The organism is Martelella mediterranea DSM 17316 (genome assembly GCF_002043005.1).
GTDB classification, from domain to species: Bacteria; Pseudomonadota; Alphaproteobacteria; order Rhizobiales; family Rhizobiaceae; genus Martelella; species Martelella mediterranea.
The window spans coordinates 3,740,823-3,764,751 of record NZ_CP020330.1; the positions used below are offsets into that span (position 1 = coordinate 3,740,823).

Genomic DNA, 23,929 nt, shown 5'->3' on the forward strand with positions numbered 1-23,929 from the left:
ACTCGCCGCATCAAGTGACCCGATCCCGGGATTGTGATCACGCGCCGCTATGAAGCGGCAATCCGGTCGGATAAAAGCCGTAATCGATATACAAATCACCAATACAAGAGGCTTGAATGCTCGTTGATAAAACGATGTCGCGCCGGACATTTCTTCTCGGCGCCGTTTCGACCACCGCTGTGCTTGCAGGCTGCGTCAGCCAGCGCGATATCACCCCGGTCGCCCCGCCCTCCCCGCGCGTCCAGGACACCCCTTACACGGTCGCCGAGCTCGATGCCATGTATGGTCCGGTTGAGGACAACGGCTACCTGATTCCGGCCGTGCCCTACCAGCAGATCGATCCGATGTATTATCGCCAGCGCGTGAAGGATCCGACCGGCGAAGTGCCCGGCACCGTTGTCGTCGACACCCCCAACCGCTTCCTCTATCTGGTGGAAGAAAACGGCACCGCCATGCGTTATGGCGTCGGCATCGGTCGCGCCGGCTTCTCCTGGGGCGGCAATGGCGTGATCAAGTGGAAGCAGGAATGGCCGAAATGGTTCCCGCCGGCAGAAATGATCGAGCGCGACCCCAAGCTCAAGGAATATTCCGAAGCCAATGGCGGCATGCCGGCCGGGCTGATGAACCCGCTCGGCGCGCGCGCCCTCTATATCTTCGAAAATGGCAAGGACACGCTCTACCGCGTCCACGGCAATCCGGACTGGACGTCCATTGGCAAGGCGGTCTCCTCCGGCTGCATCCGCATGCTGAACCAGGATGTCATCGACCTTTACAACCGGGTCGACAACCTGCCGACGCCGATCGTCGTTTATCAGTGAATTGCATCGGCACCGGATTTCCGGCAGGGCTATCGCATATGGCGTAGCAGCTTGCTCCCATTACTCTCTCCCGCTGGCGGGAGAGATGCCCCGACAGGGGCAGTGAGGGTGGTGCAGTGCTTCAGATCGTGAGAGCGCTCGCGGTGATAGGCTCCCCCCTCACTGTCGCTGTCGCGACATCTCTCCCCTCCGGGGCGAGAAGATTGGGGGGCTATGCGACAAAGTCATATGCGATAGTCCCCGGTTTTCCGGGGGCCTCTGTCATAGCCCGTTACCGGGCGTCGTAGGTTTCCCGTGACGCCTCAATCCTGCCGATATTGTCCCGCACCCAGTCGCCAAGACGCAGCACCGGCTCGCTCAGCGAAAGTCCGAGCTCGGTAAGGGCATATTCCACCTGCGGCGGACTGGTCGGATAGGTGGTTCGGCTGATCAGCCCGTCCCGCTCCAGCGCCTTCAGCACCCGCGTCAGCATCTGCTGGGAAATCCCGTCGATCGTGCGCTTCAGCACGCTGAACCGGCACGGCCCGTCAATCAGCACGATGATGATCAGCATCGACCATTTGTCGCCCACGCGCTGCAGGATGGGCGCGACATTTCGACACCGTTCCAGAACATGTCTGGTTTCGGGCCTTGTTTCGGGCTTTGTTTCGGGCTTTGATCCCGTATTAGTCATCTCGATGTGACCTGGTTCCAAGAAATTGCGTTCTTGCATGAAGGTATGCGGTCATTTAATTTTAGCAAGTCATTTTTTGTGACCTTCATGGTCGCGTTCCTCCCCGGAAATGACACCCATTAAGGGTTTTGAATTTGAAGACCGGCGCGCCCGCGCCGGCAAGGAGAATGATTGTGAAACTGAACATCATCATCGGCAGCACCCGTCCCGGCCGCGTCAGCCCCAAGATCGCGAAATGGGTCGAAAGCGCTGCCCGCGCGCATGGCAAATTCGAGGTCGAGCTGGTCGATCTCGTCGATTTCAACCTGCCTCTGCTCGATGAAGCGGCGCATCCGCGCATGCAGAAATACGAACATGAACACAGCAAGAAATGGAGCGCCAGCGTTCAGGCGGCCGACGCCTTCGTCTTCGTCACGCCGGAATACGACTATTTTCCGCCGGCAGCATTGATCAACGCCATCCAGGCGCTTTCGCTGGAATGGGGCTACAAGCCGGCCGGCGTCGTTAGCTATGGCGGCATTTCGGGCGGCCTTCGCTCCGCGCAGGAACTTCGCACGCTGCTCGGCAATCTCAATGCCCATGCTATCCCGCAGGTCGTTCCGGTTCCGCTGTTTCCCAAATTCATCAGCGAAGACGGCGTATTCACGCCCAATGACGAAATGAACGCGGGCGCCAAGGGCATGCTCGATGAATTGTTCAAATGGGCCGGGCCGCTGGCGACGATCCGCAGCGCCGGCTGATTCGGCTCCGGCGTGATTGCGGTCCGCATCCACAACGACCGCAAACGCGAAAATCGCAGAAATTTCACGAACCCGAAGCATATCCGTCATAAATGACGTGGATAGCCGCGCCCGCCGCTTGAAACCGGCGGGCGTTTTGTCATTCTGCAGCCCGACGGAGACCCGGTTGGAGGAATGACGCATGGACATTCGCCGCATGAAAGTCTGGCTGCTTGGCTCCGATGAGCCCCTGCCGTTCGATCCCCGACAGAGCCAGCCCGATTGCCTCTGTCTTCCCGTTGCCGGCGAGAGAGACCTTGCCGGCCGCGTCGCCTCGCTTCGCAATCTGCTGCCGTCGCTGCCGATCTTCCTGATCTGCGAACCAATCTCCAAGGCCTATAACATCGCGGACTTCTCCGAGGCCGCGAAATGCGCGCCGGACGGCATCATCCTGCGCGGCGTCGAAAGCGCCGCCCGAATACAAATGGCAGAGACGCTGCTGAGGGTCGCCGAGGCCCGCGAAGGTCTGACCGAGAACGCGATCGCCCTGATCGCGATGATCGGCGACAATGGCGGCGGCCTGCTGAACGCCCGCCACTTCATCCACAAGCTCGGCCGCCTGATCGCGCTCGGCTATGATGCCGAGCCGCTGGGCGGCGAAACGGCGGACAGCGATATCGCCCGCCACGGCGCTGTCGCAACCATGCTGGCGGCACGCAATCTCGGCATACCGGCAATTGATTTCTCCGGCCCGGGCAGCGCCACCGCGGCCTTCAAAACCGCCTGCCACCAGTCCGCGCGCACCGGCTTTACCGGCAAGCTGACCGGCAATCCCGACCATATCGGCATCATCAAACACGCCTTTGGCGCCGCCTGACCTCGGCCGGCAGGTTCGTGTAATCCACCGTGAGCACACCCGAGGCGAAGACGTCGGGAGCCCGCAGCGCCCCTGAATTGCCTCAGCCGCGCCGTGGACGCTTCATCTGGAAAGGCGTGCCGCACTCGGCATAGTCCAGATAGCCCATGCGACCGACAGGGCGGATCCTGGCCATATCGAGAAGACCATTCTCGCCGATTGCTTCATCGCGGATGTGGATGCCGACCACCTGGCCGAACACCAACCTGCTTTCGGTCGGGAACCGATCAAGCGTCGGAGCCGCCATCATCCGGGTCACGCGGCACTCAAGCGCCGCATAGGCTTCGCCCACGAAGGCAGCGTCCACCAATTGCCCGTTCACGGCGGTCAGGCCGGCCGCCTCGAACTCGCTCTCGCCGCGCGGCAGGCTGGCGGAGGTTATGTTCATCTGTTCGGCGAGGTCGCGGCTCACGAGACTGGCGGTGAAGACGCCGGTCTCCTCGATATTGGTAAAGCTGTCCTTGACCGTGTCGGAGGAAAACATCACCACCGGCGGCGCGGACGAGACCGCGTTGAAAAACGAATAGGGCGCGAGATTGTCCTTGCCGTCCCGGCCGCGCGAGCCGATCCACCCGATCGGCCGCGGCGCGACGATCGCCTTGAACGGATCATGCGGCATGCCATGCGCATTGGTGTCTGTGGTGTAGAACATGGTGATCAGGCCTCGCCGCGCCAGGTGACGATATCGTCCAGTGCCGGCCGCACGCGCTCGAACGGCGCTTCCGTGCGGGTGCCGATATGGATAAAGCCCGCAATCTTCTCGTCCGCTTCCAGGCCGAGCGCCGGCTTGGCGCGCTCATCGAAGGCGTACCATTCGGTCAACCAGGTCGCGCCGTAGCCAAAGGCATTGGCCGCGACCACGAGATTGTAGCACACCGCGCCCGCCGACATCACCTGTTCCCATTCCGGGATCTTGGGATGAACCGCCGCCCGGCTGACGACGGCGATCACCAGCGGCGCGCGCGTGAGACGCTCGCGCTCCAGCTTCAACCGCTCCGGCGAGGCTTCCGGATCGTCCGCCTTCACGATCTCGGCAAGCTTCTCGCCCGCTTCCTCGCGCGCCGCGCCGGCAAACACGATGAAGCGCCAGGGCGCGAGCTTGCCGTGATCGGGAACGCGCGAGGCGATGGTCAGCATTTCCGCGATCTCGCCGCGATCCGGCCCGGGGGCCGCAAGCTGTAGTACCGGCGTCGAGCGGCGGGTTTTCAGGAAATCGATGAGGGTGTCATTCTTGGCAGTCACGGCGGGGCCTCACTCAGTCAAAAAATCATGCGACGCTCTTGAAAACGCCACGATATTCGGGTCACTACGCAATCGGACATTGAAGTGAACACTTGCGGTATGCAAGTCAACCGGCGAGCAACATGTTTCCGCACAGAACGCCAAGACATCAGAGCCTTCGGCCCTTCGCCGCGGTCATGGCCGGGCTTATGCTGGCCGCGCCGGCCGGGGCGCTGGCCCAGAGCACGCCATCGGTTCACTCCGACGATCCTTTCTCCCTGATGCGAGGCACGCAGCAGCCCGGCGAAAAGCGCCCGGTGAAGCTGGAGGCGCGGCTGGCCGAGGATGGCAATGTCATGCGCGACGGCCTGTTCTGGCGGGTATTCACCACCATTCCGGACACCAACGGCCGGCTGCGACTGGTCGCATCGGCCGAGGGCGGCACCAAGACCATCGAGCTTTCCCCCGGCGACTATTTCATCAACTGCGCCTTCGGCCGGGCGTCGGCAACGCGCAAGGTGCGCATCGCCCACGAGGCCGGCGAGGCGGAGCAAATTTCCTTTGTGCTGAACGCCGGCGGACTGATGCTCAATGCCCGGCTCGGCGATGGCAAGCCCGCCAGCGCCAGCGAGCTTCGCTTCTCGGTCTATGAGGACCACGACGACCGCCGCGAACTGGTGGCCGAGGATATCGCGCCCGGCAGCATTCTGCGCCTGCGCGCCGGAACCTATGACGTGGTATCCTCCTATGGCACGCTGAATGCCGAAACCCATGCCAGGCTGAAGGTCAAGGCCGGCGAGATCACCGACGCCAAGCTGAAGATCAATGCCGCCGAGGTGACCCTGAAGCTTGCCGGCGAAACGGGAGGCGAAGCGCTCGCCGACACGGCCTGGACGGTGCTCGGCGCGTCCGGCGACGTGCTGACCGAAAGCAGCAGCGCCATGCCGACGATGATCCTCGCCGAGGGCAGCTACACCGCCGTGGCCCGCAACCACGACAACCTCTTCGAGAAGACCTTCACGGTCTCCTCCGCCGGCACCGAGGATGTCGAGTTGCTGCTGTCGGAAAACAAGGCGAACACCGACGCCGACGGGTTCGATTGAAGCCCGCCGCAGCCAGACGGAATCGACTTATGTCCGCGAAGGTGTGGCAGAGCAGACAGATGGAACGCCGGCGAAGACGGATCAGCCTCCAGCACATTTTCCGATGTCTGTTTATCCGGGATTTCCTGAGGTCCCCTCTGTTGCCCGCGCAGCGCATGAGATACTGTGACGGCACGTCGCGGGGGGCCGAGATTTGCTGATATATGTGATCAGTCTTCGACAGCATGCCGAAAGGCGTGAGCATCTCGCAGGCGCGCTCAATGCAGTCGGCCTGCGTGCCGAATGGATCGAGGCCGTTGACGGCCGCACGGTCGCGCTTGACGAGATCGTCAGGCGCGGCAGCTATCCAAGAGCCGGAAGCCACGCTCTGACGCCAACCCAGTACGGCTGCTATCTCAGCCATGTCAAATGCTGGCAGGCATTTCTGGAAAGCGGGGCGCCGCTCGTCGCGATCTTCGAGGACGATGTCCATCTCGCCGAGGATATCGGCGTTTTTCTGGAACAGGCGGAAAGCTGGTTCCCCGAGGATGCGGATGTCGTCAAGCTGGAAACCTGCCTTCAGCCCGTGCGCCTTGAAAGCCAGCCCGTGGATACGGTTTTCGGGCGCGAGCTCTTTCGTCTGCGATCCCGGCACTTGGGGTCGGCCGCCTATGTTCTCAGCCGAAAGGGCGCCCGCAAGCTGCTGGAAAACAGCGATAAACTCGCAATGGGCGTCGACGCGGTGATGTTCAATCCGCGGCCCCGGCTGAAGCATGAGATGATCAACTACCAGATCGATCCCGCGATCTGCATTCAGGACGATATCGCCTATCGCTGCGGCCTGCCCCGCCTGGGTTATTGCTCGAACAACCCGGTTCCGAGAAGCCGGAAATCCTGTGGAACAAATGCCGTCGAATACGCTCGCTATGTGGTGCGTGACGGTCTGCGCCGCCTGCGCCTGTGCCTCAGATACAGGATCGGCGGTTACCGCAAGCGCGTTATCGACTTTCGCCAACGCCCTGCTTCATCTTGCAAGCGACCGAGCCCGCGCTATAAAACTGCTATGCAATCGCGGAGCATTCCGTGAATCGCTCTGTTCCAATGTTTCAGGCAATTGAAAAGGGTGAGCCGCCTTGCCCGGAATTGCCGCAAAGGCGATATTCCTCCGCCAGCGCGAAAGGGCACCGTGCTCACATTCGTCATCAATCTTGACCGCGATAAAGCAAGGCTGAAGCGTGTGGAAGCGCTTCTTTCCGAACGGGATGTTGCCTTCACCCGGGTCCCGGCGGTTGACGCCCGGTCGCTTTCTCCAGACGAGATCGCGGCGGCCTGCGCTTATCCAACGCCGGTCAGCATCCGGCTGCAACCCGGTGAGATCGCCTGCTATCTCAGCCATATCAAGGCCTGGCGCCTGCTGCTCGACAGCGACGAGGATTGCGCCGCGATTTTCGAGGATGATATCGACCTGAGCTGCGACGCAGCCGAGGTTCTTTCCGCGATAGCAGACTGGATGCCGGAAGAGGCAGACGCCGTCAAACTGGAAACCAGCCTGAAGCCGATAGAGATTGGACGGGCACCAGAAGCCGCCATCGGCGACCGCGAGATCCGGCGGCTTGCCGGCTGCCATATCGGCACCGCGGGTTATGTGATCACGCGCAAGGGCGCTGCCCGCATGCTGGCGGAAAGCAAAAAGCTTCGCATGGCGGTGGACACCACGCTGTTCGACCCGCGCGGCGGCGTCGCCGAAACGCTGTCGCTGTTCCAACTCTCGCCCGCGCTCTGCATCCAGACTCGGTTGCAGACCAGCGCAGAGCCTGCAAGCGCGAGCAATATTTCAGAAAGAGCCAGCCATAAATCCTATGGCGCGACGCCGGGCGAAAGACTGGCAAACAGGATCAGGGACAGACTGGCCTATGCCTGCCGAAAGCTGCGCAATTTCGCGAGCGGCGCGCGCCCAAGGGTGATCGATTTCGAGCCATAAAAAAAGGCGGAGCCACAAGCCCCGCCCCTCTTGGTACTTACGCCCGCTTGCGCTTCAGGTCGGGCGGCGTTGCCTCGTCGATCAGCAGGGCCAGCGCATCATCGAGCGACATCGACTGCTGGTCGCGGGAGCCGAGGCGGCGGATGTTGACCGTCTCCTCTTCCGCCTCGCGCATGCCGCAGACAAGAATGACCGGAACCTTGGCCACCGAGTGCTCGCGAACCTTGTAGTTGATCTTCTCGTTACGGAAATCGGTCTCGACCGATAGTCCCGCATCGCGCAAGCGCTTGGCAACCTTTTCGCCATAACCATCCGCCTCGGTCGTGATCGTGGCGACCACCACCTGCAGCGGCGCGAACCACAGCGGCATATGGCCGGAATGGTTTTCGATCAGGATGCCGAGGAAGCGTTCCAGCGAACCGCAGATCGCGCGGTGGATCATCACCGGCTGCTTCTTTTCCGAGGTCGAGTCGATGTAGAAGGCGCCGAAGCGCTCCGGCAGGTTGAAGTCGACCTGGGTGGTGCCGCACTGCCATTCGCGCCCGATCGCGTCCTTCAGCGTATATTCGAACTTCGGTCCGTAGAACGCGCCCTCGCCCGGCAGGATGCCGGTCTTGATGCGGCCGCCGGATTGCGCCTCGATGGTCTTCAGCACCGAGGTCATGATCGCCTCGGCGTGATCCCAGCTCTCGTCGGAACCGACGCGCTTTTCAGGCCGCGTGGAGAGCTTCACCACGATCTCGTCGAACCCAAAATCCTCATAAACCGACAGGATCAGATCGTTGATCTTCAGGCATTCTTCCGCAAGCTGCTCCTCGGTGCAGAACACATGGGCATCGTCCTGCGTGAAGCCGCGCACGCGCATCAACCCGTGCATCGCGCCCGACGGCTCGTAGCGATGGACGACGCCGAATTCCGCATAGCGGATCGGCAGTTCGCGGTAGGACTTCAGACCATGCTTGAAGAGCTGGACGTGGCCGGGGCAGTTCATCGGCTTCAGCGCGAAGACGCGCTTGTCCTCTGCCTCCTCATCGGCGCAGGCAACGGCGAACATGTTTTCGCGATACCATTCCCAATGGCCGGAGGTCTTCCACAGCGAGGTGTCGAGCACCTGCGGCGCATTGACCTCCTCATATTCGCCAGCAAGCCGACGGCGCATATAGGAGGTCAGCGACTGGAACATGCGCCAGCCCTTGGAATGCCAGAAGACGACGCCCGGTCCCTCCTCCTGGAAATGGAAGAGGTTCATCTCGCGACCGAGGCGGCGGTGGTCACGTTTCTCTGCCTCCTCGAGGAAGGTCAGATAGGCGTCGAGATCCTTCTGGTCGGCCCAGGCGGTGCCATAGATGCGGGTCAGCATCGGATTGTTGCTGTCGCCGCGCCAATAGGCGCCGGCCACCTTCATCAGCTTGAAGGCGTTGCCGATCTGGCCGGTCGAGGTCATGTGCGGGCCGCGGCAAAGGTCGAACCAGTCGCCTTGGCTATAGATCTTGAGGTCCTGCCCTTCCGGGATCGCGTCGACCAGCTCGACCTTGTAGGCCTCGCCCTTTTCGGCGAACACCTTCTTGGCCTTTTCGCGCGACCAGATCTCCTTGGTGAACGGCGCGTTGCGGGCGATGATCTCCTTCATCTTCTTTTCGATCTTCGGCAGGTCTTCCGGGGTGAACGGAACCTCGCGGGCGAAGTCGTAATAAAAGCCGTTTTCGATCACCGGACCGATGGTCACCTGGGTGCCGGGCCAGAGCTCCTGCACGGCCTCGGCCATCACATGGGCGGCGTCGTGGCGGATCAGCTCCAGCGCGCGGTCATCGGTGCGGGTGACGATCTCGATGCGGCCATCGCTCACCGGATCGGCGAGGTCGCGCAGCTCGCCATCAAGGGCGATCGCGACGGCCTTCTTGGCCAGCGACTTGGAGATGGATTCGGCGACATCGCGGCCGGTCGTGCCGGCGGCATAGTCGCGCTTCGAGCCATCGGGAAAGATGAGGGAAATCTGGTCAGACATGTCATGCTCCTTGAAACCAGTCCCGCCAACGAATGCGGGTGGACAAACTGCCGTATCGCACGGCGTCTTAAACGAGGCAGGTCAATAAAGAAAAAACGGCCCTGCGTAAAGCCGCAAGACCGGTTCCTGTCAGACGCCGAAACAAGACGGGATCAGAATTTCACGCCGAGACCGGCCATCACCGCGTGGGTATGCATCTTGAACTTGGCCGTGGCGCCGGCGGCGGAGGCCAGATCCTCGACGACCTTCTGATCCGGATAGCCGGTATAGCGATATTCCAGTCGCGTGAAGATGCTGTCGGTGACGGCGTAGTCGAGGCCCGCGCCGACCGTATAGCCGTAGATCGTATCGCTGACGCTGACGTCCAGTGCGCGGATATAGGCGTTTGCGACCGCAGCACCCCCGGTGACATAGACCAGTGCATTGCCGAAGGAATACCCCAGCCGGCCACGGAGCGTGCCGCTCCAGTCGGAGCCGATCTCGCCGTTGAAGCCGAGGCCGGTCGGAACCTCACGCTTGCCCCAGCTATATTCGGCATCGCCCTCAATACCCACGACGATGTTGTTGTCGAGCTGCTTGTTGTAACCGGCAAACAGATTGGCAATCGCGCCATTATAGTTCAGCCCGCGCGACCCTGCGCCGCTGATCGTGCCGCGACCGCCGGTCCAGCCATAGCCGCCGCCGAGGCCCGCATAGGGACCATTCCAAAGCGGCTCTTCCTCGACATAGACTTCCTGATAGGCCACCGGCTGAATTGGCGGGCGCAGCGCCAGATCGGCGGCAAATGCCGGAAAGCATGATGCGCCGTAAACGGCGAGAAGTGACGCAGACAGTTTTTTCATGGAAGGCTCCGTACGTGATGACTTATCAAAGCCATAGCGCATGAAGCGTTAAAAATTCGTCAGCTTATGGTTTACATACCCTTAATTCGCACAACCTCGGGACGATCTATCATTCGCCGTTGCGGGCGGGCTCGATCTTCATGTAGTCGAGCGGCAATTGGGTCGAGAACTTGATCTGCTCCATGGCAAAGGAGGACGAGACGTCGCGGATCTCGATCTTCGCGATCAGCCGCTTGTAGAAGGCGTCATAGGCCGCGATATCTGGCACCACCACGCGCAGCAGATAATCGACCTCGCCGCTCATGCGATAAAATTCCAGCACTTCGGGGAAATCCGCGATCACCTCGGAAAACCGCTTCAGCCACTCGACCGAATGGGTATTGGTGCGGATCGCGACGAAGACGGTGACATTGGCGTTGACCTTTTCCGGGTCGAGCAGCGCGACCCGCCGCTTGATCACGCCTTCCTCTTCCATCTTCTGGATGCGCCGCCAGCAGGGCGTGGTCGAAAGGCCGACCTTCTTGCCGATATCGGCAACCGCCAGCGTCGAGTCCTCCTGTATGAGGCGCAAAATTTTCCTATCCAGGCGATCCATTTCCGCTCTCCGTAAAATATTTTTGCTCTTATAGCATCAATTTTTCGATTTGAAAGGGCCATTCCGCGCGGCGGCGAGCCGCGCCATCACCCCGCGAAAAGCCGCACCGCCGCCTTCAGCTCGGGCAGAACCTCGGCTTCGAACCAAGGGTTGCGCTTCAGCCATGCGGTATTGCGCCAGCTTGGATGCGGCAGCGGCAGGATGCGGGGGCTGGTATTGGCGAAATAGCTGGCGCGCCAGTTGTGCACGGTTTCCGTAAGCGTCTTCCGGCTCGCCTCCCCCATATGCCATTTCTGGGCATACATGCCGATGGCGAGCACGAGTTCGATCTGCGGCATGGCCGCCATCGCCCGCTCGCGCCATTGCGGCGCGCATTCCCGGCGCGGCGGCAGATCGCTGCCGCGCGCGTCATAGCCCGGAAAACAGAAACCCATCGGCATGATGGCGAAACGCGCCGTGTCGTAAAACGCCGCGCGATCGACGCCCATCCAGTCGCGCAGCCGGTCGCCGGAACGGTCGTTGAACGGAATGCCGGTCTCGTGCACCCTGAGCCCCGGGGCCTGACCGGCGATCAGCACCCGCGCGGTCGGCGACAGGATCGCGACGGGGCGCGGTTCATGCGGCAGCGGCTCGCCCATCTGCGGACAGTCGCGGCAGATGCGGCAGGCCGCGATCCGTTCTGCAAGTTCAATCTGATCTGTCAGCGAAAGCTCCCTCATTGCCGGCTCCCGGCATAGATGTATTACCGCCGTCTTAAAAAACAGCCCTAACAAATCCTTTACGGATTTCTTAACAATTCGTTCGTATCCTCGCCCTCAATCGAGGATGGATGCGATGACGAACCGTGCCGAACTGATTGCCAGCCCCCGCGACGAAGCCGATACCGCCGGCGAATTCCGCGCCGCGCTTCAAAGTCTTGAGAAAAGCGCGCCCGCGATCGCGATCATGCTGGCGCTCGCCGGCTTCGGCTTTCTCTATCTCGGGCGCGACCTGATCTTCGCGGTCTGGGCGCTGGCGGCGCTGATCCTGCACGGCGTCGCGTTCCTGACCATCCGTCAGGCCGCGCGCGCGGGCGAAGATACCGCATCGGTGCGCAAATGGAACGCCCGCGTCATCGGCGCCTACTGGCTGGCAGGCGGCGCCTGGGCGCTTCTCTCCGTTCTGGAGTGCGGCGCCTGTGGCGGCGCGGCGCTGCCCTTCTTCAAGGCGTCCATGGTGATTGTCGCGCTGTCGATGATGGCGCTTGGCGCGGTCGCGCTGCCGCGCTCGGCCTGGCATGTCTTCCTGCCGGCGGTCATGGCCTTCGGCCTCGTCGCCTATCAGAGCCGCGAGCCCTTCGATATCGGCCTGGCGGCCGTGCTTGCGATCGTCATGCTGTTCATCGCCTATTTCAACCATCACATCGCCGCGAGCGAAATGGCGCTGAAAACCAGGGAAAGCGAAAAGGACCTGCTTGCCGGACAACTGACCGAAAGCCTCGCCAGGGCGGAAGCCGCGGCCGAGGCCGCCGAGGCGGCCAACCAGGCCAAATCGACCTTCCTCGCCGCCATGTCGCACGACCTGCGCACGCCGCTCAACGCGATCATCGGCTTTTCGGAAATCATGAAGACCGAGATGATGGGGCCGCTGCCAAACGCCCACTACCGCGAATATGCCGCCGACATCCATCAGTCCGGCCGGCACCTGCTCGACATGATCGACAGCGTGCTCGACCTGTCGCGGCTGGAAGCCGGCGGCTATCGGCTGAACGAGCAGCCGGTCTATCTCGTCGACGTCATCGATGCCTCGATGGCAATGATCGGCGGCGCGGCCGCGGCCAAGGCGATCGCCCTCAAATGCGATGTCGCTGGCGCGCTTTCGCCGATCACCGCCGATGGTCGGGCGGTGAAGCAGATGCTGCTCAACCTGATCTCGAATGCGGTCAAGTTTTCCGATGAACATGCCGAGGTGCTGATCCTGGCCGGCACGACCGCGGAAGGCGGCCAGTATCTCAGCGTTCGCGATTTTGGCTGCGGCATGGACTGTGATGCGCTGGCGCTTGCCACCACCGCCTTCTCGCGCGGCGCGGAGGCCCGCGATGTCGAAGGATTCGGCCTTGGCCTTGCAATCGTCAAGCAGCTTGCGGACGCCCATCAGGGCGAGTTGATCCTGCAATCCGCTCCCGGCGAGGGCACGCTCGCCACGATCCTGTTCCCCACGGGCCGGGTGATCGACCTGCCGGCAGCAGCACTCCATCACCAGGACACCGGCCTCACCGTGGCCCTGTCCCCCGAACGGGCGATGCCGTTTGCGCCCGACAGCATCACGATCGAAACCACGGCCCGGACGTCCGAAACCCGCAGCGGCCGCGACCGGCTTGCCGCGGCGCTGAAACGCCGGGGCCGCAAGGTTGCCAATGACGCGCCGCTTCAGCCTGAAGAAGACGCGGCGGCCGCCCTGGCGTTCGAAGACGCGCTTGAGGCCGAGATCATCGAAGCGATGCAGGCCGATGACGGGGCGCGCCGGCACGAGGCCGCCAATGCCGCATGACATTGCCGCGATCCCGGTGATCGAAACCGAACGGCTGCTTCTGCGCCCGCTCGTCTTTGCCGACTGGCCCGCCTATTTCGCCTTTCTCGCCTCCGATCGCGCCCGCTACATGGGCGGACCGCACAGCGAGGAAACGGCGTGGTCGTTCTTCTGCAACGATGTCGCTCAGTGGACGCTCTTCAGCCATGGCGCGCTGATGTTCGAAGACCGCCAGACGGGCGAAACGATGGGACAGGTGGCGCTCTGCAAGGGGCCGCTTTTTCCCGAACTGGAACTCGGCTGGTTCGTCTATGACGGCGCGGAGGGCAAAGGATATGCGCTCGAGGCGGCGTCAGCGCTGCGCGACTGGGGTTTTGCAACGCTCGGCGTGAGCGAATGCGTCAGCTATGTCGATCCGGACAACGCCCGCTCGATCCGCCTTGCCGAACGGCTCGGCGCACGGCTCGATCCGGAAGCCCAAGCCCCGCACCCGGCGAACCTCGTCTACCGGCATGAGCGCCAAGCGCCTCAGAAGAACACCACATAGACGGCGTAGATAAAATTGCTGCTGATCAGGCAGAAGGTCGCGAACGAGCCGAGGTCCTTGGCATGCCGGCCTTCCACGGAGAGTTCCGGCGACACCCGGTCGATGATCTCCTCGACGGCGGTATTGAGCGCTTCCACGCCGAACAGGCACAGCATCAGGATCACGAAGATCATGAACTGAACCGCGCTCGCGCCGACAAGGAAGAACAACACGAGACCGACCACGAAGCCGATCAGTTCGTGGCGGAAGGCCTCTTCCTTCAGCAACCGCATGAAGCCCTGGAACGAATAGCCGCCAGCCGCGAGCAGATGGCGGAATCCCTTCTTCTTCTCGATCGGGGCCATGCATTATCCTTCGCCGTTTTCAAAACCAGCCAAATCACTTACCTAGCCTGAAAGGCCTGCGGCGTCGCCCGGTTTAGGGCGCAAACTGCCACAGGCCCGTGACAGTCCTGCGACACGTTTGTGACTTACGCTTCCCGGTCGGACACACCGGCTTCCTCGAATGTGGCCATGCCTGTATGACAGGCGGCGGCGGCCTTCACCAGGCTCGCCGCAAGGGCCGCGCCCGTGCCCTCGCCCAGCCGCATGCCGAGCGCCAAGAGCGGCGTCTTGCCGAGTTTCTGCACGAGCTTCAGATGCCCCGGCTCCGCTGAGACATGGGCGATCATGCAGTGGTCGAGCGCCGAGGGGTTGGCGGCCTTCAGCACGGCGGCGGCGGCGGTCGCGACATAGCCGTCGATCAGCACCGGCACTTTCTGCATGCGCGCGGCGATGATCGCGCCGGCGATCGCCGCCAGTTCCCGCCCGCCGAGGCGGCGCAAGGCTTCCAGCGGATCGGACAGGTGATCCTTGTGAAGCGTCACGGCCTGCTCGACCAGCGCGACCTTGCGTTCGTAAGCTTCCCCTTCCACACCCGTGCCCGGACCGACCCAGTCGGTAGCATTGCCGCCATAAAGCCCGTAGCTGAGCGCGGCGGCGACGGTGGTGTTGCCGATACCCATCTCGCCGAGGCAGAGAAGATCGACGCCGCCGGCCACCGCCTCCATGCCGTAGGCCATGGTCGCGGCGCAATCCCGCTCCGAAAGCGCCGGCTCGACCGAGATGTCGCCGGTTGGGTGATCGAGCGCGAGGTCGAATATTTTCAGGCTGAGATCAACGCTGGCGCAGATCTGGTTGATCGCCGCGCCGCCCTTGGCGAAGTTGTCGACCATCTGCTTTGTGACGGCTTGCGGGTAGGCCGAAACGCCTCTGGCGGCAATGCCGTGGTTGCCGGCAAAAACAGCAACCATGGGCCGATTGACCGCCGGCGTGCGCCCGCTCCAGGCCGCAAGCCACATGGCGATCTCTTCCAGCCTGCCAAGCGAACCCGGAGGTTTGGTAAGTACAGAGTTGCGTTTTCTCGCCTGAGAGAGTATCTGTGCGTCGGCCTTGGGGAAGGCGTCCAGCAAAGTGCGAAAATCCTCGAATGGGTGTCCATCGCTCATTTGTCTTGTCCCGTGCTATGCTGACAGCGTTGCCAAAGCTCATATTTTTCAAACGGCCGGCTAGCAAGGCCGAAGTCCTGGAAACGAGCACAAACCGATGAAGATGCCATTCTTCATTACCGACTTGACGAGCGCCCTTAGCTTCCTGACACGTCTCAGAGTGCCTGACCTGCTGATGGCCGAGATGCCGGCGGGCGCCCGCGCTGCCTGGGCGTACCCGCTTGCCGGCGCGATTGCAACCATCCTGCCCGCCATCGCACTGGCCGGGTTCGTCTGGCTCGGCGCTTCGCCGCTGCTTGCCGCGCTCATAGCCGTGCTGATCTCGATCATGATCTGCGGCGGGCTCCACGAAGACGGGTTGGCCGACGCCGCCGACGGGCTTTTCGGCGGGCGCGACCGCGAGACGGCACTGGCGATCATGAAGGACAGCCATTGCGGCGTTTTCGGCGTCACCGCGATCGTTCTGTCGCTGCTGTTGCGGGCGGCGGCGCTCGCGGCGCTCGTTCCGCATTACGGTGCGACGGCTGCGGCGCTGCTGTTCATTGCGGGGGCCACCGCCGGTCGCGGAAGCCTTGTGCTGCAGTGGACAATATTGCCCGCAGCGCGCACGGATGGCGCAGCCGCGACGCTCGGACGTCCCGGCGTCCGGACCACGGCGTCCGCAGAGGCGATTGCCCTGCTTTTGTGCGTCGCCCTCGCCATCGCGGCGAATGCATTCGTCCAGGTGGTGGCAGCCCTTGCCTTTGCCGGCATCGCATCACTGCTGTTTTCCGCCTTCGTCAGAAAGAGGATCGCCGGCCATACCGGAGACACGCTGGGCGCTGCCGCGCAGATCAGCGAGATCGTTTTCCTCGCGACCCTTGTTATCGCCACCTGAAACCCGATATCGGGACAATATCTTGTCGTCTCGGACCGGGAGTATATGCCTTGCGCCTTTTCTGGATTTTGATCGCCATCGTCTCGGTCGGCATGATCCTCCTCATGGTGACGGGCACCAGCGGCACCACGCTTGGCGTCAACAGCGATGACTTTGCCCGCACCCTCTGGCTCGCGCCAATCCTGCTGCTGGTCTCGGCGGGCGTGCTGCAGAGCCGCCGCAATCTCGGCTTCGTGTTCCAGTCGCTGCTGATCTGGGCGGCGGTGCTACTCGTGGTGGCGGCAGCCTACATCTTCCGCGACGATTTCCGCGATGTCGGCGCGCGGCTCTTCAGCGGGCTGATCCCCGGCATGGCGATGGAGACGACAATGTCCGATGGCCGCGAACAGGTGATTCTCCACAAGCGCCTGGACGGCCATTTCGCCGCCGATGTCGAGATCGATGGAGAGACGATCACGATGCTGGTTGATTCGGGCGCAAGCCGCGTCACGCTGACGGCGCGCGACGCCGCCCGCATCGGGTTTGAAGGCTCCGATCTCAGCTATACCGCGATGGTAACGACCGCCAACGGCACGGCGATGGCCGCGCCCATAACACTCGATGAGGTTTCGATCGGCCCGATCACGCGGCGCAATGTCAAGGCCATGGTGGCGACGGAGGGCCGGCTTGCCGAAAGCCTGCTCGGCATGAGCTTTCTCTCCACGCTGACCTCGGTCGACATGCGCTCGGACGAGTTACGCCTGACCGAATAACCGATCAGAAGAACGAATAGAAAAACCGCGCCGAGATGATCAGCAGGAAGATGCCGAAGCCGGCTTCCAGTTTCCGCTTGCTGAGCCGGTGCGCGACGGTGGCCCCGAGCGGCGCGATCAGCATCGTGATCGGAATGATCAGGGCGACGGCGACCCAGTTGATATAGCCGGTCGACAGCGGCGGAAGCCCCGCCTTGCCCCAGCCGCCGACGATATTGCCGATGAAGCCCGGAATCGAAATCAGCACGCCGACCCCAGCAGACGTTGCCACCGCCTGATGGATCGGCCGGTTGAAGAGCGTCATGAAGGTGTTGTTGAGCGTGCCGCCGCCAATGCCGATCAGGCCGGAGAGCAGGCCGATGAGCCAGCCATAGACGAACAGCGCCGGGTTTTTCGGCAGGTCATCGCCCAGCCGCCATTCCGCCGATCTGGGATAGAGCATCTTCAGGCCGATCAGCAGCGTGATCACGGCGAAGGCGCCGCGCAGCAGGCTGCCCGGCGCATAGGCGATTACCAGTGTCGAGACCACCGCCCCTAACGGCACCGCAATCACCCACCGCCTGAGCACCGCCATGTCGACCGCGCCGCGTTTGTAATGCGACTGGAAGGAGCGCAGAGATGTCGGAATGATGATCGCAAGCGAGGTGCCGACGCTCAGCTTGATACGCAACCCGTCATCCACGCCGAAAAGGGCGAAGGCCTGATAGAAGACGGGAACCAGCACGGCGCCGCCGCCAATGCCGAAAAGCCCGGCCAGAAACCCGGCAATTCCGCCGGCGAGCGCCAGCAATACGCAAAGTTCGAGAAGTTCGGAAAGCGGCGGCATCTCATTCCCCTCTGAGACGCTTGCATCTTTCCGGATTTTTCGGAATGAGGGCTCAAATGCGTCTCGATGTCATCAAAACGAGATGTTCTTACACTATCCAAACCACGGGGCAAGGCGGTGCCACCCGCCGCCTAGTACGATTGCCGTAACCTGTCTATTGCCGCCCCGGATTTTGAAGAGTGACATACTGCTCTCTGACTTCACATCACCGATTTGTTTCCGCCTTTTTGCCGGCCCTCACACGGGCCGGCTTTTTTTTTGCGGCCGACAGTCTGGCCCGAGGCTTAAGCGCGCTCAGCCTTCGAGGTCGACGTCGAGGATCGCCATCGAGAAATTGTAGGAGCGGTCGCCGTCCTCGTCATCGAGATAGATGACGCCGATGAACTCCTCGCCATTATAGACCTCGCAGGAATCATCCTTGCGCGGCCGCGCCCGGACCGCAAAGCTCGGGCCGAAGAGACGTTTGAAATAGGCGTCGAGTTTTTTGATTTCGTCTTGTTTCAAGGGATTTTCTCCGTCTGGCCTTTGCAATGTCCGCGGCTTTTGCCATGCGCGCCGGCGAAACGCAAACGCGCGACCGCACGGATTTGTTCTCGCCCGCGCCTATTCCTCGGAAATGATCAACTGATCCATCGAGCGCGCGGGATCGGAGCAGCCGGCCGTGCCGATAACCTTGGCGGGAACGCCCGCGACCGTGGAATTGGCCGGCACCGGCTTCAGAACCACGGATCCGGCCGCAATACGGGAGCACTTGCCGACCGAAATATTGCCCAGCACCTTCGCCCCCGCGCCGATCAAAACGCTGTCGCCGATCTTGGGGTGGCGGTCGCCGGTTTCCTTGCCGGTGCCCCCGAGGGTCACGCCCTGCAGGATCGAGACATCGTCGCCGATCGTCGCCGTCATGCCGACCACGAGGCCGGTGGCGTGATCGAGGAAGATGCCCTTGCCCATCTTGGCGGCGGGATTGATATCGGTCTGGAAGACGCTGGAGGAACGGCTCTGCAGGTAAAGCGCCAGATCCTGCCTGCCGCGATTCCACAGCCAGTGCGCCAGCCGGTGGGTCTGGATCGCGTGGAAGCCCTTGAAATAGAGCACCGGCTCCATGAACCGCGTGCAGGCCGGGTCGCGGTCATAGACCGCCTGGATATCGACGCGCAGGATATCGCCCCATTCCGGCCAGTCGCGGCGCATTTCCTCGAAGGTCTGCCGCAGGAGGATGGCCTGGACATCCGGGTGGTCGAGCCGCTCGCAGATGCGGTAGACGACGCAATCCTCCAGCGAATCATGGTTCAGGATGGTCGAATAGAGAAACGCTGCGAGGATCGGGTCCTTTTCCAGCGCGTATTCGGCTTCCGCCCTGAGGCTCGCCCAGATCGGATCGACGGCCTTCAGATTGGTTTCCTGGCTGTTCTTTTCGGGCTGCGCGGCCATGACGGCCTCCTTTTCTTCCGGTTCTCCGGGCGTCGCACCTGCCGTCGCCGACAGCACGATGAAGGACGCAATTTGCGGGGAATATAGATCAGCCGGCCGCAATTACCAATGCGGCGGTCTTCAGTTTTTCGTGTCGGCCACGTCCTGAAGGAAATCCAGAACCGCCTGCTTGAACACCTTGTCGCCGACGGCGAGCATATGGTCGCGGTTCGGAATGTCGAGTGCGCGCGCATTCTGCATCAATCCCGCAAGGGTCTGGGCGGAGCCCGCGAGATCATCGCGGGTGCCGACCCCGATCAGCGTCGGCGCGGCGATGCGGCCGACATCCTCGCGGCTCACGAGTTCGCGCGAGGTCTCGATACAGGCGGCGAGCGCGATCCGGTCGCTTCTGGTCTGGTCGGCGAAGGCGCGGAACATGCGGCCGCGCTCATGGGTGACGTCGTCGAGCGAAGGCGCGCGCAGCGCTTCGGCGATCGGGTCCCAGTCGCCCGCCCCGTCGCAGAGCGCGATGCCGAGCCCGCCGAAGATCAGGCCGCGGACCTTTTCCGGATCGGCGAGCGCCAGATTGGCGGCGATGCGCGCGCCCATTGAATAGCCCATTACATGGGCGTTTTCGATGCCGAGGTGATCGAGCAGGGCCGCGGCATCTCCGGCCATCAGCCTCGGATAATAGCGTTCGGGATCATGCGGCTTGTCGCTTTTGCCATGGCCGCGATTGTCAAGCGCGATCACCCGGTAGCCCGCCTCGCCCAGCGTCTTCAGCCAGCCCGGATGAACCCAGTTGACGGATGCCGTCGAGGCGAAGCCGTGAATCAGCAGGATGGGCTCCCCCGAACCGACATCGAAATAGGCAAGGTCGAGGCCGTCATGGGTAAAACTATCGAAATCCGGGAGATTGAAATTCATGGCTGCACCGCGGCTGATCATTGTCAAAAGGGCCCCGTGAAAAGCCGCCTCGGCGACAAATCGGGTACTACACATTTGCGGCAAAGAGTTATAGTGTCCGCGCCGAAAGCTCAAGGAACCGGAGACAATTATGGCTGGTCACGCGATCGCGCATTTCAAGAACGACGAGGGACATCGCTCCATCGAGGTCGGGGTCAAGGAATTCATGTGCGTCGGCGCGTCCGCGCCCTTCGACCATCCGCATATCTTCATCGATATGGGCGATGACGACGAAGCCGTCTGTTCCTACTGCTCGACGCTTTACCGCTACAACCCCGCCCTTCACGGCGAAGAGACCAAACCGGCCGGCTGCGCCTATCGGGTCGACGCGGCCTGACCGCGCGCCCGCTGGAGAGGCTTTCGGCGGTCAAGGGATGCCATGACAGTTCAACATGTCGCCATCATCGGAGCGGGCGTTGCCGGGCTGAACGTGGCTCTGGCGCTCGCCCGGCGCGGCATTTCCAGCGACATCTTCGAACAGGCGGAAGCGCTGAACGAGGTCGGCGCCGGCCTCCAGATTTCGCCCAATGCCGCACGCTGCCTTGAACGGGTCGGCGTGCTCTCCCGGCTGGAAAGCCAGTGGCGCGAACCGCGCGAGATCACCCTTGCCTCGGGCGTCAGCCTTCGCCGGATCACCGGCCTGCCGATGAGCGAGGCCCGCGCGCGCTGGAACGCGCCCTATGGCGTTCTCCACCGGGCCACATTGCAGACGGTACTGGCACAGGCGGTCGCCGAAGAACCGCTCGCCAACCTGAAGCTTGGCGCGCGCGCGACATCGCGCGATATCGCGGCGCGTGTCGCCGACGGCGGCCGCAAGCCCGATGCCATCATCTGCGCCGATGGCGTGTGGTCCGCCAGCCGCGGCCGGATAGATGGAAGCGCGACAGCGCGGTTTTCGGGCAATATCGCCTGGCGTTTCGTGGTCTCGTCGGAAGACACGCCGGCCTTCCTGAACCGCGAGCACATAACCGCCTTCATGGGGCCGAGCGCCCATCTGGTCGCCTATCCGCTGCGCGATGTCAGCGGCTTCAACCTCGTGGCGATCGCCGCCGGCGCCAATCCGGGCGAGACCTGGGACGGCAATGCCGATCATAGCTGGCAGGTTGCGCGCGAAAAGCATTTCGGCGGCTGGAACGGCGCGCTCAAGCGGCTTTTTTCAAAGGTCTCACCCGCGGCCTGGCCGCTTTACGAGGTTGGCGACGGCCGCTGGCACAATGGCGCGGACACCATCATGATCGGCGACGCGCTGCATGCGATGATGCCGTTTTCGGCGCAGGGCGCGGCCATGGCGATCGAAGACGGCTTCGAACTCGCCGCCTTTCTGGCCGAAATGCCCGCGCCGACAGCCTTTGCGGCCTTCGAGGCCCATCGCCGCCCACGGCTGGAGCGCCTGAAGAAGCGCACCGGCCTGAACAGGTTCGCCTATCATGCGCGCGGCCCCTTCCGGCTCGGCCGCGACGCCGTGCTGACCATGCGTTCCCCCGATTCCCTTGTCCGGGAGCTGGATTGGCTTTATGGCTATGAGGCCTACGGTCTTCAGCAGGCTTGAAGGGCTTGTGCGAATACCGAAACAGCCGGTTGCTCCCGCCGTCGTTCATCCAGGCTTCAGCTTCCGCGCGCCATAGTCCGTTTTGTGTTAGCATCGGCTTCAACACTTGATTTCGGGAGCAACCATGAGAGCAAGCGCCGTTTTGAAATCCGCCGGCATCGCATTGGCGGCAGCGTTGATGTCGGTCCAGGCGCATGCGGGGACCACCGCCTACGCCACGTCCAACGTCAATCTTCGCGCCGGCCCCTCGACATCCTACCCGACCGTCACCGTCGTCCCGGCGGGCGCCAGTCTCGTCAATAATGGATGCCTTGCCGACTATAGCTGGTGCGACGTGTCCTACGCCAATTATCGCGGCTGGCTGGCCGCCCGCTATATCCAGATCGTCTACCAGAACCAGCGCCAGACGCTGTCGCCGGCGATCGCCTTTACCGCCGGCGTCGCGATTACCGCGTTTTCCCAGTCCTACTGGAACAATTACTATCGCGGTTATCCCTGGTACAATACGTGGGGCCGCTACCCGCCCTATTATCCGCCGCACCCTTATTATCCGCCGCCTGGCTGGCGCGCCCCGCCCGGCTGGGGTGGTCCGCCGCCCGGCTGGCGCGCGCCGCCCGGATATCGCCCGCCATGGGGCGTGCCGCGTCCGGTCTACCGCCAGCCGCCGCCACCGCATTATCCGCCGGTCGGCCGTCCCGGCTATCGCCCTCCCCCGCCCTATTATCATGGCGGCCCCCCGCCCGGTTATCATCGTCCGCCGACCGAATTCCACGGCGGTCATCGCGGGGGACGGTGGTAAAAAAACTAGCCGGCGATCGCATCCGATCGCCGGCTTTTCTGTATTGACCGGACAATATGCGGTTGCCGCTACACGGCCCGCGCCGCCGCCAGCCCCTTTTCAAGATCGGCCATCAGGTCCTGAACATCCTCAAGGCCGATCTGCAGGCGGATGAGCGGGCCATCCAATGGAGCCTTGCTGATCGTGCGGTTGGAGAGGTTCACCGGAACCGCGAGCGATTCATAGCCGCCCCAGGAATAGCCGATGCCGAACAGGTCCAGCGCATCGAGGAAGGCGTGCTGGCGACGGCGGAAGGCCCCTTCTTCCGCGGCAAGCACGATCGAGAACAGTCCGGTCGCGCCCTTGAAATCACGCTTCCACAGATCGTGACCCGGAAATGACGGCAGGCCGGGATGCAGCACCCGCGACACGCCCGGCTGACCTTCCAGCCAGGCCGCGATCTCGAGCGCGCTCTTTTGATGATGGGCAAGCCGCACGCCCATGGTCCGCAGCCCGCGCAGGATCTGGTAGGCATCGTCCGGCGCCGCGCACATGCCGGTCCAGGTGTAATGTTCAAGAAGCTGCGGGAAGCAGCGCTCATTGGCCGAGGCCGTGCCCATCAGGATATCGGAATGGCCCGACGGGTATTTGGTCGCCGCGTTGAGCGACAGGTCGACGCCGAAATCGAGCGGCTTGAAATAAAGCGGCGTCGCCCAGGTATTGTCCATCGATACGATCGCGTCATGGGCGTGGGCGATGTCGGACAGGAGCCGGATATCCTGGATTTCGAACGTGTTCGAGCCGGGGGATTCGGTATGCAGCAGCCTGGTGTTATGCCTGAACATGCCCTCGATATCCGCCCCGAGCGCCGGGTCGTAATATTCGACCTCCACCCCGAGCCCTGTCAGAACGTTATCGGCGAAACGACGGGCCGGATCATACACCGAATCGACGATCAGAATGTGGTCCCCGGGCCTGAGGAAGGCCAGCCAGGGCATGGTGATCGAGGCGAGTCCCGAGGGATAAAGCAGCGTGCCGGCGGCATTTTCCAGCATGGTGAAGGCCGCGTTGGCCGCATCCGTGGTCGGCGTGCCATGGGTGCCATAGGTGTATTTCTGGTTCCCCTCCACCGTCGTCCTGGCATCGGGAAACAGCACCGTGGAGGCATGCACCACCGGCGGATTGACGAAGCCGTGAAAGGCATGCGGGTCGTTCCCGCAATGGGCAAGCTTGCTATTGTCCCCCAGAGTAGAGGCGGCATCTGGTATTCTGGCCATGGCATCCAATCGCACGATTATGAAAACGCATCTGTGTTTTGGAGTTTTGCGGAAGGTCGGTCAAGGCTGAACGATTTCGCGGTAGTTGATCGACAGTCAAC

27 protein-coding genes are annotated in these 23,929 nt (G+C 62.7%); 13 read left to right on the top strand and 14 right to left on the bottom strand.

The features are described from left to right. Positions 1-116: 116 nt before the first annotated feature. The gene (locus Mame_RS17365) at positions 117-818 is read left to right on the top strand and encodes a L,D-transpeptidase (RefSeq protein WP_026173747.1); all 702 of its coding nucleotides are present in this window, start codon (positions 117-119) and stop codon (positions 816-818) included. A 271-nt stretch (positions 819-1,089) separates the two neighbouring features. Here the strand turns inward: Mame_RS17365 and Mame_RS17370 are convergent, their stop codons facing one another. Beyond that, positions 1,090-1,491, bottom strand: a complete 402-nt coding sequence (locus Mame_RS17370; RefSeq protein ID WP_085986575.1) for a winged helix-turn-helix transcriptional regulator — start codon at positions 1,489-1,491, stop codon at positions 1,090-1,092. Between the two features lie 167 nt (positions 1,492-1,658). On the opposite strand from Mame_RS17370, the gene Mame_RS17375 reads away from it, so the two are divergent. After that, positions 1,659-2,231 (top strand): NADPH-dependent FMN reductase, encoded by a 573-nt coding sequence (locus Mame_RS17375; protein WP_018066357.1) that lies wholly within the window; start codon positions 1,659-1,661, stop codon positions 2,229-2,231. A 181-nt stretch (positions 2,232-2,412) separates the two neighbouring features. Continuing rightward, positions 2,413-3,087: a hypothetical protein gene (locus tag Mame_RS17380; RefSeq protein ID WP_018066356.1), complete on the top strand. Its 675-nt coding sequence runs from the start codon at positions 2,413-2,415 to the stop codon at positions 3,085-3,087. A gap of 82 nt (positions 3,088-3,169) precedes the next feature. Here Mame_RS17380 and Mame_RS17385 read toward each other — a convergent pair whose 3' ends face one another. After that, positions 3,170-3,778: a flavin reductase family protein gene (locus Mame_RS17385; RefSeq protein WP_018066355.1), complete on the bottom strand. Its 609-nt coding sequence runs from the start codon at positions 3,776-3,778 to the stop codon at positions 3,170-3,172. Between the two features lie 5 nt (positions 3,779-3,783). Continuing rightward, the gene (locus Mame_RS17390) at positions 3,784-4,368 is read right to left on the bottom strand and encodes a nitroreductase family protein (RefSeq protein WP_018066354.1); all 585 of its coding nucleotides are present in this window, start codon (positions 4,366-4,368) and stop codon (positions 3,784-3,786) included. Positions 4,369-4,490: 122 nt separating this feature from the next. On the opposite strand from Mame_RS17390, the gene Mame_RS17395 reads away from it, so the two are divergent. The 3 genes from Mame_RS17395 to Mame_RS17405 all read left to right on the top strand — a co-directional run bounded on the left by Mame_RS17395 (position 4,491) and on the right by Mame_RS17405 (position 7,410). Beyond that, positions 4,491-5,450, top strand: a complete 960-nt coding sequence (locus Mame_RS17395) for a hypothetical protein (protein ID WP_018066353.1) — start codon at positions 4,491-4,493, stop codon at positions 5,448-5,450. Between the two features lie 205 nt (positions 5,451-5,655). Beyond that, complete coding sequence (locus tag Mame_RS17400; RefSeq protein WP_157624549.1) at positions 5,656-6,516, top strand: glycosyltransferase family 25 protein; 861 nt, start codon at positions 5,656-5,658, stop codon at positions 6,514-6,516. Positions 6,517-6,615: 99 nt separating this feature from the next. After that, complete coding sequence (locus tag Mame_RS17405; RefSeq protein WP_157624546.1) at positions 6,616-7,410, top strand: glycosyltransferase family 25 protein; 795 nt, start codon at positions 6,616-6,618, stop codon at positions 7,408-7,410. A gap of 37 nt (positions 7,411-7,447) precedes the next feature. Here Mame_RS17405 and thrS read toward each other — a convergent pair whose 3' ends face one another. From thrS to Mame_RS17425, 4 genes are all read right to left on the bottom strand, one after another. Continuing rightward, positions 7,448-9,415: a threonine--tRNA ligase gene (gene thrS, locus Mame_RS17410; RefSeq protein WP_018066350.1), complete on the bottom strand. Its 1,968-nt coding sequence runs from the start codon at positions 9,413-9,415 to the stop codon at positions 7,448-7,450. A gap of 152 nt (positions 9,416-9,567) precedes the next feature. Continuing rightward, entirely contained in the window at positions 9,568-10,257 is a 690-nt protein-coding gene (locus Mame_RS17415; RefSeq protein ID WP_018066349.1) for an outer membrane protein, read from the bottom strand. Positions 10,258-10,366: 109 nt separating this feature from the next. Then, positions 10,367-10,852 carry an Lrp/AsnC family transcriptional regulator gene (locus Mame_RS17420; RefSeq protein ID WP_018066348.1) on the bottom strand — a complete coding sequence of 162 codons (486 nt, stop codon included), beginning with the start codon at positions 10,850-10,852 and terminating at the stop codon, positions 10,367-10,369. A gap of 86 nt (positions 10,853-10,938) precedes the next feature. Beyond that, entirely contained in the window at positions 10,939-11,571 is a 633-nt protein-coding gene (locus Mame_RS17425; RefSeq protein ID WP_018066347.1) for a uracil-DNA glycosylase family protein, read from the bottom strand. A gap of 115 nt (positions 11,572-11,686) precedes the next feature. On the opposite strand from Mame_RS17425, the gene Mame_RS17430 reads away from it, so the two are divergent. Continuing rightward, complete coding sequence (locus Mame_RS17430) at positions 11,687-13,381, top strand: sensor histidine kinase (protein ID WP_162141093.1); 1,695 nt, start codon at positions 11,687-11,689, stop codon at positions 13,379-13,381. Then, complete coding sequence (locus tag Mame_RS17435; RefSeq protein WP_018066345.1) at positions 13,371-13,907, top strand: GNAT family N-acetyltransferase; 537 nt, start codon at positions 13,371-13,373, stop codon at positions 13,905-13,907. Before Mame_RS17430 ends, Mame_RS17435 begins: the two co-directional genes overlap by 11 nt. Here the strand turns inward: Mame_RS17435 and Mame_RS17440 are convergent. Both Mame_RS17440 and cobT read right to left on the bottom strand, forming a co-directional pair. After that, positions 13,889-14,251: a diacylglycerol kinase gene (locus Mame_RS17440; RefSeq protein WP_018066344.1), complete on the bottom strand. Its 363-nt coding sequence runs from the start codon at positions 14,249-14,251 to the stop codon at positions 13,889-13,891. The two genes, Mame_RS17435 and Mame_RS17440, sit on opposite strands and share 19 nt — an antisense overlap. A 125-nt stretch (positions 14,252-14,376) precedes the next feature. Beyond that, on the bottom strand, positions 14,377-15,393 hold the full coding sequence (gene cobT, locus Mame_RS17445) for a nicotinate-nucleotide--dimethylbenzimidazole phosphoribosyltransferase (protein WP_026173744.1): 1,017 nt from the start codon (positions 15,391-15,393) through the stop codon (positions 14,377-14,379). Between the two features lie 97 nt (positions 15,394-15,490). On the opposite strand from cobT, the gene cobS reads away from it, so the two are divergent. Both cobS and Mame_RS17455 read left to right on the top strand, forming a co-directional pair. Then, positions 15,491-16,270: an adenosylcobinamide-GDP ribazoletransferase gene (gene cobS / locus Mame_RS17450; protein ID WP_018066342.1), complete on the top strand. Its 780-nt coding sequence runs from the start codon at positions 15,491-15,493 to the stop codon at positions 16,268-16,270. Between the two features lie 50 nt (positions 16,271-16,320). After that, on the top strand, positions 16,321-17,022 hold the full coding sequence (locus Mame_RS17455) for a retropepsin-like aspartic protease family protein (protein WP_018066341.1): 702 nt from the start codon (positions 16,321-16,323) through the stop codon (positions 17,020-17,022). 4 nt (positions 17,023-17,026) lie between these two features. Here the strand turns inward: Mame_RS17455 and Mame_RS17460 are convergent, their stop codons facing one another. The 4 genes from Mame_RS17460 to Mame_RS17475 all read right to left on the bottom strand — a co-directional run bounded on the left by Mame_RS17460 (position 17,027) and on the right by Mame_RS17475 (position 20,185). After that, entirely contained in the window at positions 17,027-17,848 is an 822-nt protein-coding gene (locus Mame_RS17460) for a sulfite exporter TauE/SafE family protein (protein WP_018066340.1), read from the bottom strand. A gap of 294 nt (positions 17,849-18,142) precedes the next feature. Further along, a complete protein-coding gene (locus Mame_RS17465; RefSeq protein WP_018066339.1) occupies positions 18,143-18,352 on the bottom strand; it encodes a DUF3126 family protein in 210 nt (69 codons plus the stop codon). Between the two features lie 99 nt (positions 18,353-18,451). Further along, positions 18,452-19,279, bottom strand: a complete 828-nt coding sequence (cysE, locus tag Mame_RS17470; RefSeq protein ID WP_026173743.1) for a serine O-acetyltransferase — start codon at positions 19,277-19,279, stop codon at positions 18,452-18,454. A 120-nt stretch (positions 19,280-19,399) separates the two neighbouring features. Beyond that, positions 19,400-20,185: an alpha/beta fold hydrolase gene (locus Mame_RS17475; RefSeq protein ID WP_018066337.1), complete on the bottom strand. Its 786-nt coding sequence runs from the start codon at positions 20,183-20,185 to the stop codon at positions 19,400-19,402. A 130-nt stretch (positions 20,186-20,315) separates the two neighbouring features. Here Mame_RS17475 and Mame_RS17480 point away from each other — a divergent pair, with 130 nt between their 5' ends. The 3 genes from Mame_RS17480 (at position 20,316) to Mame_RS27560 (ending at position 22,572) form a co-directional block, all read left to right on the top strand. Then, positions 20,316-20,561 carry a zinc-finger domain-containing protein gene (locus Mame_RS17480; RefSeq protein ID WP_018066336.1) on the top strand — a complete coding sequence of 82 codons (246 nt, stop codon included), beginning with the start codon at positions 20,316-20,318 and terminating at the stop codon, positions 20,559-20,561. 42 nt (positions 20,562-20,603) lie between these two features. Then, positions 20,604-21,773, top strand: a complete 1,170-nt coding sequence (locus Mame_RS17485) for an FAD-dependent monooxygenase (RefSeq protein ID WP_018066335.1) — start codon at positions 20,604-20,606, stop codon at positions 21,771-21,773. Between the two features lie 124 nt (positions 21,774-21,897). After that, positions 21,898-22,572: an SH3 domain-containing protein gene (locus tag Mame_RS27560; RefSeq protein WP_079920894.1), complete on the top strand. Its 675-nt coding sequence runs from the start codon at positions 21,898-21,900 to the stop codon at positions 22,570-22,572. Positions 22,573-22,640: 68 nt separating this feature from the next. Here the strand turns inward: Mame_RS27560 and Mame_RS17495 are convergent, their stop codons facing one another. Beyond that, the gene (locus Mame_RS17495; RefSeq protein ID WP_026173742.1) at positions 22,641-23,828 is read right to left on the bottom strand and encodes a cystathionine beta-lyase; all 1,188 of its coding nucleotides are present in this window, start codon (positions 23,826-23,828) and stop codon (positions 22,641-22,643) included. Positions 23,829-23,929: the final 101 nt, after the last annotated feature.

Bases quoted from the DNA above. Each gene is read 5' to 3' on its own strand.
- Mame_RS17375 (WP_018066357.1), top strand. From the start codon at position 1,659: ATGATTGTGAAACTGAACATCATCATCGGCAGCACCCGTCCCGGCCGC.
- Mame_RS17395 (WP_018066353.1), top strand. From the start codon at position 4,491: ATGTTTCCGCACAGAACGCCAAGACATCAGAGCCTTCGGCCCTTCGCC.
- Mame_RS17485 (WP_018066335.1), top strand. From the start codon at position 20,604: ATGACAGTTCAACATGTCGCCATCATCGGAGCGGGCGTTGCCGGGCTG.
- Mame_RS17425 (WP_018066347.1), bottom strand. From the start codon at position 11,571: ATGAGGGAGCTTTCGCTGACAGATCAGATTGAACTTGCAGAACGGATC.
- Mame_RS17475 (WP_018066337.1), bottom strand. From the start codon at position 20,185: ATGAATTTCAATCTCCCGGATTTCGATAGTTTTACCCATGACGGCCTC.
- Mame_RS17365 (WP_026173747.1), top strand. From the start codon at position 117: ATGCTCGTTGATAAAACGATGTCGCGCCGGACATTTCTTCTCGGCGCC.
- Mame_RS17370 (WP_085986575.1), bottom strand. From the start codon at position 1,491: ATGACTAATACGGGATCAAAGCCCGAAACAAAGCCCGAAACAAGGCCC.
- cobS (WP_018066342.1), top strand. From the start codon at position 15,491: ATGAAGATGCCATTCTTCATTACCGACTTGACGAGCGCCCTTAGCTTC.
- Mame_RS17460 (WP_018066340.1), bottom strand. From the start codon at position 17,848: ATGCCGCCGCTTTCCGAACTTCTCGAACTTTGCGTATTGCTGGCGCTC.
- Mame_RS17385 (WP_018066355.1), bottom strand. From the start codon at position 3,778: ATGTTCTACACCACAGACACCAATGCGCATGGCATGCCGCATGATCCG.
- Mame_RS17415 (WP_018066349.1), bottom strand. From the start codon at position 10,257: ATGAAAAAACTGTCTGCGTCACTTCTCGCCGTTTACGGCGCATCATGC.
- Mame_RS17495 (WP_026173742.1), bottom strand. From the start codon at position 23,828: ATGGCCAGAATACCAGATGCCGCCTCTACTCTGGGGGACAATAGCAAG.
- Mame_RS17430 (WP_162141093.1), top strand. From the start codon at position 11,687: ATGACGAACCGTGCCGAACTGATTGCCAGCCCCCGCGACGAAGCCGAT.
- Mame_RS17380 (WP_018066356.1), top strand. From the start codon at position 2,413: ATGGACATTCGCCGCATGAAAGTCTGGCTGCTTGGCTCCGATGAGCCC.
- Mame_RS17440 (WP_018066344.1), bottom strand. From the start codon at position 14,251: ATGGCCCCGATCGAGAAGAAGAAGGGATTCCGCCATCTGCTCGCGGCT.
- thrS (WP_018066350.1), bottom strand. From the start codon at position 9,415: ATGTCTGACCAGATTTCCCTCATCTTTCCCGATGGCTCGAAGCGCGAC.
- Mame_RS17420 (WP_018066348.1), bottom strand. From the start codon at position 10,852: ATGGATCGCCTGGATAGGAAAATTTTGCGCCTCATACAGGAGGACTCG.
- Mame_RS27560 (WP_079920894.1), top strand. From the start codon at position 21,898: ATGAGAGCAAGCGCCGTTTTGAAATCCGCCGGCATCGCATTGGCGGCA.
- Mame_RS17435 (WP_018066345.1), top strand. From the start codon at position 13,371: ATGCCGCATGACATTGCCGCGATCCCGGTGATCGAAACCGAACGGCTG.
- cysE (WP_026173743.1), bottom strand. From the start codon at position 19,279: ATGGCCGCGCAGCCCGAAAAGAACAGCCAGGAAACCAATCTGAAGGCC.
- Mame_RS17480 (WP_018066336.1), top strand. From the start codon at position 20,316: ATGGCTGGTCACGCGATCGCGCATTTCAAGAACGACGAGGGACATCGC.
- cobT (WP_026173744.1), bottom strand. From the start codon at position 15,393: ATGAGCGATGGACACCCATTCGAGGATTTTCGCACTTTGCTGGACGCC.